Annotated in this window: 12 protein-coding genes, 1 tRNA gene and 2 riboswitches; of the genes, 4 read left to right on the top strand and 9 right to left on the bottom strand. The window is 42.3% G+C overall.

Translation table 11 applies throughout. The features are described from left to right. The first annotated feature begins 51 nt into the window (after positions 1–51). Positions 52–136, top strand: a tRNA-Leu gene (locus tag ACTJKG_RS17855). Between the two features lie 138 nt (positions 137–274). Next, complete coding sequence (gene pepE / locus ACTJKG_RS17850; RefSeq protein WP_172337991.1) at positions 275–976, top strand: dipeptidase PepE; 702 nt, start codon at positions 275–277, stop codon at positions 974–976. 83 nt (positions 977–1,059) lie between these two features. On the opposite strand, the gene ACTJKG_RS17845 is transcribed toward pepE, so the two are convergent. The 9 genes from ACTJKG_RS17845 to ACTJKG_RS17805 form a co-directional block, all read right to left on the bottom strand. Then, positions 1,060–2,415 (bottom strand): hypothetical protein, encoded by a 1,356-nt coding sequence (locus ACTJKG_RS17845; RefSeq protein ID WP_172337990.1) that lies wholly within the window; start codon positions 2,413–2,415, stop codon positions 1,060–1,062. A gap of 3 nt (positions 2,416–2,418) precedes the next feature. Next, a complete protein-coding gene (locus ACTJKG_RS17840; protein ID WP_440739971.1) occupies positions 2,419–3,159 on the bottom strand; it encodes a superoxide dismutase in 741 nt (246 codons plus the stop codon). Between the two features lie 104 nt (positions 3,160–3,263). Beyond that, on the bottom strand, positions 3,264–4,103 hold the full coding sequence (locus ACTJKG_RS17835; protein WP_172337988.1) for a DUF4397 domain-containing protein: 840 nt from the start codon (positions 4,101–4,103) through the stop codon (positions 3,264–3,266). 10 nt (positions 4,104–4,113) lie between these two features. Continuing rightward, a complete protein-coding gene (locus ACTJKG_RS17830) occupies positions 4,114–6,882 on the bottom strand; it encodes a TonB-dependent receptor (RefSeq protein ID WP_440739970.1) in 2,769 nt (922 codons plus the stop codon). A gap of 104 nt (positions 6,883–6,986) precedes the next feature. Beyond that, a complete protein-coding gene (locus tag ACTJKG_RS17825; RefSeq protein WP_172337986.1) occupies positions 6,987–7,946 on the bottom strand; it encodes a cytochrome-c peroxidase in 960 nt (319 codons plus the stop codon). A 169-nt stretch (positions 7,947–8,115) separates the two neighbouring features. Continuing rightward, on the bottom strand, positions 8,116–8,799 hold the full coding sequence (locus ACTJKG_RS17820) for a YceI family protein (RefSeq protein ID WP_216650695.1): 684 nt from the start codon (positions 8,797–8,799) through the stop codon (positions 8,116–8,118). Between the two features lie 56 nt (positions 8,800–8,855). Further along, entirely contained in the window at positions 8,856–10,181 is a 1,326-nt protein-coding gene (locus ACTJKG_RS17815; protein WP_172337985.1) for a peroxiredoxin family protein, read from the bottom strand. Positions 10,182–10,213: 32 nt separating this feature from the next. Further along, entirely contained in the window at positions 10,214–11,533 is a 1,320-nt protein-coding gene (locus ACTJKG_RS17810; protein WP_172337984.1) for a peroxiredoxin family protein, read from the bottom strand. Between the two features lie 224 nt (positions 11,534–11,757). Then, positions 11,758–11,869, bottom strand: a riboswitch (SAM riboswitch). 439 nt (positions 11,870–12,308) lie between these two features. Then, entirely contained in the window at positions 12,309–12,755 is a 447-nt protein-coding gene (locus tag ACTJKG_RS17805) for a protein-disulfide reductase DsbD domain-containing protein (RefSeq protein WP_172337983.1), read from the bottom strand. Between the two features lie 209 nt (positions 12,756–12,964). Next, positions 12,965–13,078: riboswitch (SAM riboswitch) on the bottom strand. A 210-nt stretch (positions 13,079–13,288) separates the two neighbouring features. Here ACTJKG_RS17805 and ACTJKG_RS17800 point away from each other — a divergent pair. Both ACTJKG_RS17800 and ACTJKG_RS17795 read left to right on the top strand, forming a co-directional pair. Beyond that, on the top strand, positions 13,289–14,209 hold the full coding sequence (locus ACTJKG_RS17800) for a family 2A encapsulin nanocompartment shell protein (protein WP_172337982.1): 921 nt from the start codon (positions 13,289–13,291) through the stop codon (positions 14,207–14,209). Further along, positions 14,193–16,115, top strand: coding sequence for a family 2A encapsulin nanocompartment cargo protein cysteine desulfurase (locus ACTJKG_RS17795; RefSeq protein ID WP_440739969.1), 1,923 nt, complete (start codon positions 14,193–14,195; stop codon positions 16,113–16,115). The genes ACTJKG_RS17800 and ACTJKG_RS17795 overlap by 17 nt, the downstream gene beginning before the upstream one ends. Positions 16,116–16,123 lie beyond the last annotated feature (8 nt).

The following is a 16,123-nucleotide window of genomic DNA, read 5'->3' as shown; positions in this document are numbered from 1 at the left end:
CAAAGCCCTTCCTTCAAAAAGATGGGCTTTATTTTTAAAAGGTTAACACCTGCTCAGATGGTGGAACTGGTAGACACGCAGGACTTAAAATCCTGTTCCCGTAAACGGAGTGCGGGTTCGATTCCCGCTCTGAGTACAAAGCCCTGATACATGCCCGTATCAGGGCTTTTGTTTTTTGTGGTATGATGATAATAACAACCATAGGAAGAAGAATAAAGTAGATGCCCCGATTTTATTCAACTTATTATAAAAGCAAAAAGATTATTTTTACGCTATGAAAAATGTGCTATTGGCAAGTACTTCTGCTTTGTTTGGAGAAGAGTACCTCGCCTACCTGAAACCATTTATTGCAGACCTGTTTACCGGGGTAAAAGAAATCATATTTATTCCTTACGCCCAACCCGGCGGTATCTCACATGATGATTATACCCGGCAAGTTGCAGAAACATTTGCAAATCTGGGCATTACCGTAAAAGGGCTGCATAGTTTCAGCAATCCCAAAGCCGCAATTAAGGATGCCTGTGGATTTTTCACAGGGGGTGGCAATACTTTCCTGCTCGTGAAACAATTACATGAACAGGATCTGATGAACCCACTGAAGGAAGCGGTAGAAAAAGGCACCCCGTACCTGGGCACAAGTGCGGGTAGTAATATAGGCGGTGTCAATATGCAAACAACTAACGATATGCCTATTGTATATCCGCCTGATTTCGGCACCATGGGGCTGGTACCTTTCAATCTTAATCCCCACTACCTCGACCCCAATCCACAACTAAAACACAATGGCGAAACCCGCGAAACGAGGATTAAGGAATTCCACACCCAAAATACTATTCCGGTGGTGGGACTGCGTGAAGGTAGTTGGATCAGGGTAAAAAATGATGTTATAACCACTGAGGGTATGCTTGATTCACGGGTATTTAAACCGGGCAAACCTCCCTATGAGATAAGCCCGGGTACAATCCTCAGGTTTTAAGATTACAATAATAATTTAAGCGGACTTTATCCGCTTAAATTATTTCATTTTCGATACAAAAAGCACCTCAATTAATTTGTTCCTCAATCGCTTAACACATTGGCGTTTCTTTTTACAGCAAGCGGATACTGTTTTTCTATCCTGTTTAATACAACAACAATAGAATCACCTTGATGTATTAATCCCTTAAGAATAAGCTTGCCTGGTGATGACTCGGTATAATAAAGCACAGTTTTTTTGGTAGTATCGGCACGATTGCGTAAAGTGAATAAGTGTTTAACCGTATCCGCCTGATACCCATAAAATAATCTACCTATATTACCATAATATTCTGTAGTCCGGATCTTATTTTGAGTATTTAACTTAAAAGGCTTGGCCACCCGGATACTGATGGTATTGAATTTTTCAAACACAACGTTTTGCCAACGCAAAGTATCGTCTGGAGCATATGGCAAAAGTTTATTATTGATTCTGAACTCGCTCACATCATAAAAACCGGTAAAGTGTTGCAAGCCACTATCAAGCGGTAATTTAAAGGTTTTACCCGATGCGTAAAGATTGCCATATTGATACCCCCGGTAAATCAGGAACACAAAAATAAACGCCGATTTAAGCGCGATACGTGTAGTCCGTTTCCATTGCCTTGAAAAAGCAGGTGGTTGAATATACTCGACCGCTGCCTGCTGATGCCTGATTAGGATGGTATAAAATTTATCCGCGTCCTTTGCTAAAAGTAATAATGAAAGCAATAGCAGATGCAGGCTGGCCAGCTCTACCCCGGCGTCGTAACCAATATTTACAAACCATATAGGCAACAGTATCGCTATCATCATCAACGCGCCTAAGGTAGCAGTACGCCTAAAAAGGATCAGAACTGTTGCCGTGAGCTCAAATATTCCGGCAAAGACCTCAAAAAAAGGCGAGACACCGGTAGTGAGCCAATAAAGCTTCCCGGGAGTAAAATCGCCCAGATTGGTATTTAACTGGCTCAATGTTGGGAAAGGCATTTGCACCGGGAATACCTTGGCAATAGCAAACCACGACATCCGCAAAGCTATCTGATAACGAACCAGTATAAAGAACCAGTTGTAAAGGCCATTGTCGTTGTCCTTTACTTCCAGTACATTTTGCTCTTTGCGCTTATATCGTTCTGTCAGCGCCCAAACGGCGCCAAGTGCAAAACAAACCAACAAAGTAATGAGCCAGCCTCCATAATTTTTACCACCATGACTGCTAAAAAACCATGGATTATTCTGACTGATCACATCGAGCCAGCGCCATGGATAACCTTTAACCGAAAAGCCAGCGTCAAAATCCTGTTGATAAAAAGCGGGTAAAAGGGGTATTATCGTTATAACGGCATATATGGTAAACGTTCTTAGAAGAATCTTCTTCAGCACACCCCAGTTAAGCGTTGTATTACCTGTTATCCGGGTCATAGCTTAGGATAATCTTTTGTTTACGATATCCCAGTTCACCACGTTCCACCAGCCAGCCACATATTCATTCCGCCTGTTTTGATATTTGAGATAGTAAGCATGTTCCCACACATCCAATGCCAGCAAGGGCGTACCTTTTACTACTGCATTATCAAAAAGCGGATTATCCTGGTTGGCTGTGGAGGCAATAGTCAACTTTCCATTCGCATTCAGTAACCATACCCAACCCGATCCAAAACGACCAAGCCCCGCTTGTGTAAACTGCTCTTTAAATTGCTCAAATGAACCAAAGGCCGTAACAATAGCATCGTTGATCTTGCCATCGGGCCCGGTAGAATTGGGCGTTAAACTTTGCCAAAAGAAGTTATGATTCCATGCCCCACCTCCATTGTTTCGTGCTTTTGGCGAAAGTTGTGAAGCATGATCAAAGAATTCCTGCTCGGTACTAAATGTTAACTTTTCGGCTACGATAGCTTCGTTCACATTTTTAATGTAGGCGGCGTGATGTTTGGTGTAATGAATTTCGTTGGTTAGCCCATCTATGTGTGGCTCCAATGCTTTATAATCAAAACCAAGCGGTACCTGGCTAAACGTTAAAATATCGCCGGTGTTTACCAAAGCTTCGTCCTTGCTATATGCCGCAAACGCCTTATCGGTGTTTAAAATCAGCGGGCCTGTTAAAGCCACCGCGGCTGTTACTTTAAGCGTATTTTCAATAAATTGTCTTCTGCTGTTTGTTTTCATAAAATGTATTATTGATGATTTACTTAAATAAGGTTGCCCGGCCCATCAGCCGGGACAACCTCTTTTACACAGTTTATTCCACCATCCTGTGTTTTATTTTTGATTTAGTTATGTGTAAGTATGGTTGCCCCTACGGTTGAAGCTCCTGGCGTTCCGTTGATATAAATGGTATAAATCTTCCCTGCGTTAAGCGTTACATTATTTAGCTTATCGTTCAGAATGTTTACGGAGGAACGGTCTGTGGTATTTGTTACCGAGAAATTAACCGTCCCCGCATCAACGGCAACAAAAGGCCCTAATGACCATGTGTTTAAACCAGCTCCCGATAATACAGAACCACCAGCCCGGCCGTAAACCGTATTGGTAAAAAGAGCAGTTTGGCCGGCTATGCCAAAATCGACAGCAGGGCTTCCGGGCGCAAGGTTTACAAACCGCACCTTAGCCTTTCCCGTTGCCGGAGCACTGAGATCATCATAAAAAAGGATCAGCGAATCAGCAGTGGACTTAACATTTTTCACGGCGAACACGGTATGGTAATAATTGGCAATGGGGCCGTTAGGGCCTCCTGCCGATGTAAAAGTGGCGCTGTTACCAAATTGCCGTGAAGCTTTATATGAAGTGTTGGTTCCTTCGGTAAAATTGATCTGCACATCACCAAACTGGGTGTCTAAATAAGGGCTTTTACTATTTATAGGTAAAGCGGTTTGGGTTACCTGGGTAGTGTATACCCAAAATTGGATGCTGGCATTTACGGGCCGTGCATTCACAAAACTGATATGTGCTGCAAGCGCAGGTCTGTCGGCGGCATTAATGTCTAAATAATCAGTTTTCTTGCAGGATGATAGAAGAGCTACTATCAAACCAAATAGTAGCCCTATTTTATTAAAGTTTAATATTGATGCTCTTTTCAGGAATTGTTGGTGTGATTTAAATATACTTTTCATGCTTAAGCTATTATAAATGAGCTGATAGTTTAATAAAAGGCTGGATACCGGCACTACCGTTCTGGATACCAACAACAGTGGGATTGCGCAAACCGGATATGGATGGGTCAGAATAATCACCCAAAACATTGAATACATTGTTAACACCTGCTGTCGCCTGTATCTTGTCGGTAAACTTGTACCCTACAGAAAGGTCGGTAACCCAAATAGGCTTAAGGTTTTGATAAAAGTAAACCGGGTTTAGCGGATCACTGGCGCTTAACAATGTGGCTGTGGTTACTTTACCAAAGTAGACCGTACGTGCCAGGAAAGTGAATTTATCTATACTGTAGATACCCTGTAGGTTAACCTTCTGCGCCGGAATATTGGTAGTTACTCTTGCCCTTTCGCCCGGACTAAGGATAACATTCTTGTATTTGTCGAGCCCTTTTGGGGTATTTACCTGGGTTACTTCGTTCTTTTCAAAGTTACCACCAAGCAGGAAGTTTATATTTCCCTTATCAAGCAACAACTTATAGCTTCCTGTAAACTCGATGCCTTTGGTGCGTGTACTAAATTCATTGTAGAAAAAGTTGGCCTGCGCGGCACCTGTTTGCTGAAACAGATTTTTCACATCCTGCGGCAGGTTAGCATCTGTTGAAGTAAAGTTGCCGGTATTACCTACCCGGTTATCAATATCGATCAGGTAAGAATCAACCGTTAATTCCACATTACTGCCCGGTGCTGAAGTTAGGCCCAGTGCATAACCCTTTGATTTTTCTGGCGATAATTTAGGAATACCCAGTGCTCGCGCGGCTGCACTTTGATTTGATGCCGTAAGAATGTCAACTCCCCTGCCCTGTTGAAAAGTAGTTGATATTGATGTATAATAAGATTGTGCCAGATCAGGCGCTCTGAAACCTGTATTGGCCGATCCGCGAATACTGAGCCATCTTGCAAAACTATATCGGGTAGCAGCTTTCCAGGTAAACACATTGCCAAAGTCAGAAAAGTACTCAGCACGGCCCGCTGCCGAAACAAGCCAGGCTTTAGTTACATTGAGTTCCAAGTCCGCATAGCCTGCGGTAACCGAACGGTTCACGTTAACCGCATTCTCAGGCCTGAAACCCAAATGGATCTGTGAACCGGCAGCTAAACCATTTAACGAAGTAACACCCGCGTTGGAGAGATAAGGAATACCCCCGGTTGTAGTATCTACATTAACAATAGTACGTTGGTCGGCTTTTGAATAGGAAGCTTCTTCACCGGCAATAATCTGGAAACCTTCAACACGGTGCTGAACACCAAAGGCAACATTCAAGCCTTTTAATATTTTACCAAAATACTGGGTAAAATCAAGTCCTGTGGTGTTTTGACTTGCATTATAACTGCCTGCATCAAAACTGGTCGGGCTTTTTAAACCGAGACTGGCGTTCAGGGAGTTATCAACCCGGTTGCCGAATATATTTTTACCGTATACATTGGAGAAATCCACATTCCATTCTCCCACCTTACCTCTTATACCGATGGCAATAGACTCATCTACAATATTATTTTCCATGGCTGGTAAAAAACCATCGGGATAAATGAAGTTGTTGTTACGCGATGTCCAGCCAGGTAAACGGTAAGTGGCAGTAAATTGTGAGTTTCGGCTGCTGATACCACCAAAGGTATACAGTTCTGCCGAGTTCTTCAGGGGCAAGCCTGCATTAAAAAACAACAAAGCGTCCTGACCGGCATTTGAGCCACTTGCCCGTTGATCAAAAAAATGACGGTCGATACCACGGCTTTTTAAAATGGCATCATCAATTTCTTTGGTATAAATAGCATCGTATCCACGTGTATTGGCACCTCCGCCATAAATCGGCCCATTATATAAACCAGCATCTCCCTTCCCCGATGGCAGGGAGATTGCCTGGGTAGCATATTCTGTGGTAATATTAACATATCCTCCATTGTTGCCTAAACCTACCCCATAATTGGCACTGGTACGGGTAACAGCTCCATCTCCACGCCTGCGTACACTTCCGGATGTATTGACCACAAAATCATCTGTTTTTTTCTTAAGCACGATGTTGATAACCCCGGCAATAGCATCTGATCCGTATTGGGCTGCAGCTCCATCCCTCAGAATCTCGATCCGGTCGATTGCACCTGTCGGGATAGCATTGAGATCATAGCCAGTTGAACCATTACCCAAACCACCATAGTTCACGTTAGCGCTTTTATGCCGGCGTTTACCATTCACTAACACCAATACCTGATCGGGGCCCAGGCCACGGAGCTGGGCGAGGCTAAGCGCAGAGCCGGCATCACCGGCATTACTTCCATTAACCGAATGAAATGATGGCGAAATATATTGCAATATCTGCGTTACACTTACCTGCGGTGCCGATTCAAGCAGGGGTTTTATATCGATAACATCCACCGCCACGGGTGAGTTTAGTTTGGTACGGTTGGCATTACGTGAGCCGACTATCTGCACCTCATTAAGTGCATTACTTTTAGCTGGCTTTAAACTGATGCTGAATTGTTTGGTGCCATCAATTTCAACTTCCTGGCTTTCAAAACCTATAAATGAAAAGACCAGGTATTTACCGTTGCGGATAATAATACTAAAGCTGCCATCGGCTTTGGTAACAGCACCTTCATTTAATCCTTTAACAGTAACAGACACCCCTGGCAGCGGAGCTTTATCATCGGCGGAGGTTACAACCCCGGTTACCGTTCGTTTTTGTGCCAATACCTTTTGCCCAAAAATCAGGGCGAGGAACATAAGCAAGAGTACAATTTTCTTCATTTTACAATAGTTCAAGGGCAAAGCAGTGGCTTCGGCAGAACAAAAAATATCCTGCCGGCAAATACCTGCCGACTGTGATCAATTAATTATTTATGGGGAGTATTTTAATTTGAAGCCGTTTGCTTAAAACGGTCATCGGTGAGCGCTTTTAAAAATTCAACTATGTCATCAATTTCGCCCGCAGTCAGGTTAAGTGGTTTTTCAAGTGCGAGGTCGCGGTTAATACCGTCTTTAACTACCAGCGAGGGGTTATTGTAATACTCAACTACACTTCGCAAAGTTTTGAATTTACCGTTATGCATATATGGAGCGGTAACTGCCACATTGCGCAAACTGGGTATCTTAAATTCACCCTCTTCGGTTTTGTTTTTTGTGATGGCTGACCGGCCCGGGTCGTTCAAATCTTTACCATTATATAAACCGATGCTTTTAAACCTATCGGCTGTAAAATCCTCGCCCGAATGACAGTTGTTACAGTTGGCTTTACCTATGAATAATAACCGACCGCGTGCGGCAGCAGCAGATATAGCATGGTCATCGCCGTTAATATACCGGTCATAAGGACTGTTGGAGGTTTCAAGCGTACGCTCAAATGAGGCTATGGCTTTCAACAAATTATCTTTAGTGGGTGCTGATTTAAATATTTTTTGAAATGCATCTGCATAGTATTTATTGTTATTTAGTTTTTTTACGGCATCTTCAATCGGAAGTCCCATTTCTGTAGCCGATGTTATGGGCCCTAAGGCCTGCTCTTCGAGCGAAGCGGCGCGGCCATCCCAAAAAAGATGAGGTCTGCCAGAAAGATTGGTTAATCCCGGCGAATTCCTGGCGGTTAGATTACCTTTTATGCCAATACTCAGGGCGCTGGTATCGGCAAATGCGAATTCTGGTTTGTGGCAAGAGGAGCAACTAATGGTATTGTCGCCCGATAGTATGGGGTCAAAAAATAGTTTTTCGCCCAGTTGCTCTTTGGTTTGCACATCATCTTTGGTGCCAACAAAACTCATAAATCCTATCCATGTTATGATAGCCGTTAAAACCAGAAGTATTTTTCCTTTTTTCATATCAGTATGCATTTAAGCCGCAGGTTAAATTTTCAGTCCTCGGCCGGGGTATTCAATGCACCCCGGCTTCAGACTTACTCCACTTTACATGAGTTTTTAAATGCTTTTATTAGTCAAAACAATGGCCCTCCACCTCTATTTTGGTGGCTTACGTATTAAATATTGCTGGTTACTGCGCGTTTGCGGTAAGGTTTACATTCAGATCGAAATCATCATAGATCACCTTATCGCCTAAGTTTTCAAAAAAGTTTTTTGAACGGAATTTGATGTCATATTTAGTACGGTCGACGGTTATTTTGGCGTTGGCGGTTAACTTTTTACCATTAACAGCAATCGTAGCCGGAAAACTGACGTCATTCGTGATGCCTTTTATAGTTAGCTTACCTTTAACATCGTATTGATTGCCGCTGGTTTTAGTAACAGAACTTATTACAAAGCTTGCTTTAGGGAACTTACCGGTGTTAAAAAATGTCTCGCTTTTTAATGTGGATACCAACTTATCGTTCGATGCCTGGTCGGTCAGATCCGCATCGGTAATGGTATTCAGATCGATATCAAAGCTTCCGCCTTTAAGGTTATTGTTTTCAACCGCGAAATTACCATTACTGATCTTTACTTCGCCGTTATGGTCGCCTGTAGCTTTTTTGGCGGCCCAGGTAAGCTTGCTGTTTTCGTTATCGACTTTAAAAGAGGCGGTTTTAAAGTTCTTTTTATGATCAATCGTTTTAACTGCACCAGGCTTGCCTTTTGTAAGCTTAACGGTTTTTATAGTTGATGGGGTGAACGATGTTAACGCTACGGATGCTGTAAATAGAACAGCGCCTAAAAATTTTGTCATAGTGGTTGTGGTCATTGGGGTTAAATTAAATTAAACCCGGCCAGGTTGTTACCCTGCCGGTCAGGTGTTTTTTATTTTCCTTTTAAAGTTTCGTTATTGCTTTCAACTGCATTAGTTTCATTAGTAGGTGCAGGTTCAGCAATCAGTTCGTCCAGCAGTTTGTTAAACTTCTTTTCGTAATCCTGGTAATATTTACCGGTAACCGTTCCTGTATATCCCGTGTAGATTTCCCTGACATCACCCTTCCTGTCAATAATAATGGTTGTTGGGAAAGCCACGAATTTGTTTAGCGCGGGCAATTTTTGCGATACCAGTTTTTTATCGGCCAATCCGCCAAACAGAATATCATATTTGATATTATATTTTTCCTTAAGCTTGCCTAAGGTGTACTGGGCATATTTAAGACTGTCTTTTTGTTCAAAGCCTATAGCTATCGCTTCCACACCGCGGTTATGGTTTTTATTGAACCAGGGCGAAAGGAATACGGTTTGATCGGTACAATTAGGGCACCAGGTACCAACTATCTCAATAATGGTAACCTTACCTTTGTATTTGGCATCGCTTAATGAAACCGGTTTTCCGGTAAGATCAGGAAATGTAAAATCAAGCTTTTTATAGCCTTCTTTTAAATAGGTTAATTTGTATGGGTCTGGTAACTCAGCCCGATCATCCTTTATGGCATCAAACTTGGTATTATCATAAATACCCTGTCCTATTTCGCCACTCAGGGTACCATCAGCATTGATCTTACCTTTATAAATTTTAGGGCTGGGGCCGGTAAAGCCGCTCAGCTCAAATTCATCTCCCTGTACGGTACCTTCCAGTTCGCGGCTATCGCCGGTTACCTGCATAATAACGCCCGTAAGCTTATTACCTGTTTGCTTCAATATAGCTACTTTATTAGGTACCTGGTCTTTTGAATAAACCTTCAACTCCCATTTACCGGTTAAATTAGCTGCCGGTGCAATGTCCTTTCCCGGCTCAACAAAACGATAGCTTTTACCATATTCGGCTGTAAACGGCAATGAATTCCCTCTGAAACCGGGTACCAGGCTACGGTATTCACCATTTAAGGTTCCGTCGTCTTCTACCTTGGCAACCAGGGCGGCATCATAGGTATTCATTTTGATAAATACCGAATCTTTACCAATCTGTTTAACATGGAAGTCATCACGACGCGTACCATTGAGTAGTGTAAATACAGCATGCTCCGCATCCTTGCCTTTCAATTCAAAATTGAAAGGAACTTTACTTTCGGCTACGGTAAATACACCACGCCATACGCCTTCCTTAATAAATTTCACCGGCGGGTTTTTATCTGCCGCGAATGCGGCACCACTAAACAACAAGCCTATAGTCAGGCATTTGAATGAGGTGATTAAATTGAGTGTTTTCATTTGATAAATAGTTAGTTATAGATCAATTAAGTTTATTTTCCTTGTTTTTCGGATGAATCAGCGATAGCCGCTGTTTCAGGTGCCGGTTCGGCTATCAGTTCATCTAGCAGCTTGTTGAATTTTTTCTCATAATCCTGGTGATATTTGCCGGTGATAGTTCCGGTATAGCCAGTATATATTTCCCTTACATCACCTTTTCTGTCGATAATTATTGTTGTTGGGAAGGCAATGAATTTGTTAAGAGCCGGGAGTTTTTGTGATACCAGTTTTTTATCGGCTAAACCTCCAAAGGCGATATCATAGTTAATGGCATACTTGTCCCGAAGCTTACCTAAAGTGTATTTGGCATAATCAAGGCTATCTTTCTGCTCAAATCCAATGGCTATAGCTTCTACACCGCGATTATGATTTTTGTTGAACCAGGGCGACAGGAAAACAGTCTGATCGGTACAGTTAGGGCACCATGTACCGATAATCTCTACAATCACCACCTTACCTTTGTATTTATTATCGCTCAGTGACACTTCTTTACCATCAATACCAGGGAAAGAAAAATCCAGCTTTTTATAACCTTCTTTTAAAAAAGTAAGCTTATATGGGTCAGGTAGCTCCACATCAGTTTTTTTAGCGGCATCAAACTTGAGGTTTTTATAGATGCCGAAACCTTCTTCGCCGCTGATAGAGCCATCCGCATTGATCTTACCTTTAATAATAAAGGGGCTCGGACCGGTAAAACCGCTTAGGGCAAACTCATCACCCTGTACGGTTCCTTCCAATTCGCGCGTGTCACCAACTACAGTCATCACCACGCCGGTGAGTTTGTTACCTTTTTGTTTTAATAGGGCGATAGATGCAGGGACGGCCTCTTTACTATAGGTTTTGATTTCCCATTTACCGGTCAGATCGGCCGTAGGTGCCACGTCTTTTCCTGGCTCAACAAATCGGTATGTTTTGCCGTACTCGGCTGTGAATGGCAAAGAGTTACCTCTGAAACCTGGTACCAGGCTGCGGTATTCACCACTTAAAGAGCCGTCGTCTTCAATTTTGGCAACCAGCGCGGCATCGTAGGTATTCATTTTGATATAAACCGAATCGACCCCAATAGACTTCACATGGAAATTATCTCTGCGAGAACCATTGATTAATGTAAAAACAGCATGCTCGGCATCTTTGCCTTTCAGCTCGAAATTAAAAGGCACCTTGGATTCGCTTACGGTGAATACACCGCGCCATTTTCCTTCTTTTATAAATTTCGGTTTAGGGTTTTCATGAGCTGACAACACGGTAACACCGCTAAGCAGCAAGCCGGCAGAAAGCAGCCTGGCTTTGGTCAGGTAGTTTGTGATTTTCATTTTTATAAGTTTTAGTTGTTAGTAATTGATAAATAGCGTGTTAAAAATTTGGCGCAAGTAATTCTCTCCCGCCCGGATGGGACGAGTTAAAAAACCGCAGCAAAATTTCAGGGAACTGCTCCTTTAAAACCAGAAGGCATACTGAACCAAACAACAACATCGCTTGATGTTTGCCGGTTGCGTGCGGAAATGCAGGTACTTAAATGTGTTCATGATTTTTAGTTAATTTATATTTCCAGAGCCTTATTGCTTCGGAAAAAAGTTTAGCACTTATTTCAATAATGAAAAGTTGCTATAAGATCATAGAGACTTCCTCTCCCTTATTCTTTATAAATCAACTAATTAATGGTGGGGTTAATTAGAATGCTGTAAAGGTAACAATAAATATTATAAATACAATTAAATCTATGGATTTAGTAGAATATTTTTATAAACAGTAGTTTCCATTAATTTCATACCTTGTAAGCAATCAACATCCTGGTCTGTACAGCACACGCCTGTTTTACCACCATAGCAAAGCAACGCACTTAGTACAGCCAGGATGTCGATCTTACATCAGATCAATTTCCGGGATAAACCACATGAGTTAACAATACGGGTGACAACAGAAAAGGGCGCCACCATTCTGTATGTGGATTTTAGTGATAAATTTCGATTTCATGGTATTTGCTTGTATAAGCCGAGGTAAAAGCAAGCGCTTATCTACCCGGCATCTTTATTAGTTTAACAGGTCAATTGGTGGCTAATGAGCTATTAAACTATATTATTAAATCTTTTACTTTACCGGAATACTGAATTCAACATCTTCGGGGGGTAAACACTGCTTATTGCTGCATACCATATAATTCAATGTACCATTAACCAATGCTTGCCCGTTTTTAAGTTTTACTTTTTGCTGAAATACAACCGACTGCTCAAAATATTGTACGTTCATACTAAACGACTTCTCATACTTGCTAACCGACTTAGGTTCTGAGGTATTACCGACAAGCGTGTAGTCACCGCTTTTGTCAAACCTGAACGAGGTTTTTATCGGCCCGCCATCAGCAACGTTTTGTGAATATATATGCCAGCCCTTATCAATAGTTGCTTTTATCAGCACAATGGCCTGTTCGTTGTCAATTTTCTTTGCCCCGTATGACCATTTTACAGGTGTCAGGATCTGGGTATAAGATGCTGTGCTAATGATGGAGATTAAAGCCGTAAGTATTAATTTTTTCATTCGGAGTTATATACTGATAATGTATTTTATTTGATCGCGTAACAGGTAAATAATCAGCGACAACAATACATATCTGCAAAGTGCGTAGTAGCCAAGGTTTTGTCGGTTTTCATATATAAACAGGTTCTATCTTTTTCAATTGTTTTTCATATTCAATAAAACTTACCCGAGAAAGAGCTGTGGAGATATTTGTATAAACAACCTGTAGCATCTTATCTTTCTCCCTTTACAGGAGCAGGAATTAGCACCTTTTACAATATAAAGAGTTGTACAGGTTGCCAAGACTTCATGGGGCCTTTCCCTCCGTCTTATCTGGATAAGTATTAAAGAACTGATGACACAAACATACAATAAAATCTATAATTCCTATAGATTTTATATATTTTTATTTCTTATCATTGCAACGCGGGTGCTAACAAATTGAAAAGCCCACTAAATCGCTCTTTAAAACTTTATTCATTATTATTGTAATACAGGTGCTAATAATTCAAAAGCCCTCAAAATCAATCTTTAAAAACATTTATTCATTCAAAATGCCCGATCAAAAACCAAAACAAACAGCCCTTGGCGATGTAGCCGCCAGGCAGTTGGCCATTGCCACCCGTACCGTTCCGCAATTATCAACCATCACCCCGCGTTGGTTAACACATTTATTAAACTGGATCCCTGTTGAATCAGGCGTTTACCGGTTAAATAAAGTTGTTGACGCCAATAATGTGGAAGTGGATTGCTCTAACCGCGACGAGCGTGAGCTTCCATCAACCTATGTTGATTATGAGGAAAACCCGAGAGAATACAACCTGAGCGCGGTAAATACCGTATTGGATGTGCACACCAGGGTATCTGACCTCTACAGCAAACCTTATAATCAGATAAGTGAGCAATTGCGCCTTACTATTGAGATTGTTAAAGAACGCCAGGAAAGTGAACTGATCAACAACAAAGAATATGGTTTACTAAGCAGCATAGCCCCATCCCAAAAAATCAAGACAAGACTAGGCCCTCCTACTCCTGATGATCTGGACGAACTGATAACCAAAGTTTGGAAAGAACCGGGATTTTTCCTGCTGCATCCATTAGCCATAGCCGCTTTTGGCCGTGAATGTACACGCCGCGGTGTACCGCCGCCTACCGTTTCTTTATTTGGATCTCAATTTATTACCTGGAGAGGCATACCGCTTATTCCATCTGATAAACTACCTATCGTTAATAACAAGTCAAAAATCATCCTTTTACGTACAGGCGAAAGTCGCCAGGGTGTGGTAGGCCTGTTCCAGCCAGGTTTGCCGGGTGAACAATCACCGGGATTATCTGTACGGTTTATGGGCATTAATAATAAAGCTATTGCCTCATACCTGGTATCGCTTTATTGCTCATTAGCTGTTTTGGTTGATGATGCTATAGCTGTTTTGGAAGATGTTGATTTAGGCAACTATTATGAGTACAAATATTAATCCGGACAACCTGCCCAACTTACAGGAGCTGGAGCAACTGGCCAACCAGTTCTTTAAAGCCGGACCTAGTGGGATTGTAAATCAATTCCCCGTTCAACAAGCTGCTGAAGCTTTTCAGTTACCCGGCAACATACCTGATACAGGTTTATTTAATCCTGGGAATGTGAATGCCCCGGCCAGTTCAATTCCGTCAAGTACAATTGGAGGTAGCGGTGTTTCGCCATCGGCCATTAACCAGGGTAATGCAATTAATCTTAAAGATCCGCAAACCAGTTTCGCTGATCCTAATCTGAACGCACATTCTAATTCTTCGGCACCCGCTCAGCATAGCCCGATTAACGCATTTGGAGGGCAGTTACCTTCACAACCTAATTTAGGCTATGACTCTTACCTGGTGAAAACTGATCTTATACCGGATGTAGTTTTAAAGCAAAACTTCCAGGTTGAGCAACTTTCATCTGCTCCCGAAAACCTGCTCCACTTACCCTATCAGCAAGATCAGGCTTTTGAAGTTGAATTGAACAAGATATTAAGTAATATCCATACATCTGGCCCTTCAAACGCTTTACCATTTACCGGAGAACCTGCTGCTACTGAAATTCCGTTTTATTTTCTATCGAATAATCATGGATTGCCTGCAGTAAAGTCAGACCAGGAAAAAATTAAACAGGCCGGTATCAGTAATATTATTAGTCCGCCGTTTGATGTAAATATCATCCGGCGCGATTTCCCGATATTACAGGAGCAAGTAAATGGCAAACCCCTTGTATGGCTTGACAACGCGGCTACTACCCAAAAGCCAAAACAAGTAATTGATCGCATTAGCTATTTTTACGAGCACGAAAATTCAAATATCCATCGTGCAGCACATGAACTCGCGGCAAGGGCAACCGATGCTTATGAAGGGGCACGTCAAAAAGTGCAAACCTTTCTGAATGCTGCTTCCATAAACGAGATCATTTTTGTACGTGGCGCAACTGAAGCCATTAACCTGGTAGCCAAAAGCTGGGGTGAGCAAAACCTGACAGCAGGTGATGAGATTATCGTAAGCCACCTGGAACACCATGCCAACATTGTTCCATGGCAACAACTGGCCGCCAAAAAGGGTTTAAAAATAAAGGTTATACCTGTTGATGACGACGGACAAATCATACTTGATGAGTATGTAAAATTACTCGGGCCTAAAACAAAACTGGTTTCATTTACTCAGGTATCCAATGCTTTAGGCACAGTTACTCCGGCAGCGCAAATTGTTCATCTGGCGCATTTGGCAGGAGCTAAAGTATTGGTTGATGGCGCTCAGTCGGTATCGCACATGCCGGTTAATGTACAAGCATTAAATGCCGATTGGTTTGTCTTTTCAGGACACAAGGTATTCGGGCCAACTGGTATCGGTGTGATTTATGGTAAAGAAGATCTGTTAAACCAAACCCAACCCTGGCAGGGTGGCGGTAACATGATCAAAGATGTTACTTTTGAGTATACCCAATATCATGATGCACCCAGCCGGTTTGAGGCCGGAACAGGTAACATCGCTGATGCCGTTGGTCTTGGTGCCGCTATTGATTATGTAAGCAGACTGGGTATGCCTGCCATTGCTCAATATGAGCATTACCTGCTTGTTTATGCAACGCAATTACTAAAAGAGGTGAAAGGCTTGCGACTGATAGGCACCGCGGCAGATAAAGCCAGCGTTCTGTCATTTGTACTGGATGGCTATAAAACCGAAGAGGTTGGCGCGGCGCTTAACCAACAAGGAATTGCCGTAAGATCAGGGCATCACTGTGCCCAGCCTATCCTTAGGCGGTTTGGTGTGGAAAGCACCGTAAGACCTTCACTGGCTTTCTATAATACCTGCGCCGAAATTGATTTACTGGTAAACACGCTTCATCATCTTAAACGGTAATGCACAAG

Source organism: Mucilaginibacter sp. 22184 (assembly GCF_052045695.1).
In the GTDB taxonomy this organism is placed as follows: domain Bacteria; phylum Bacteroidota; class Bacteroidia; order Sphingobacteriales; family Sphingobacteriaceae; genus Mucilaginibacter.
Note: the sequence above shows the minus strand (reverse complement) of the source record. Positions and strands in the feature narration are given on the sequence as shown.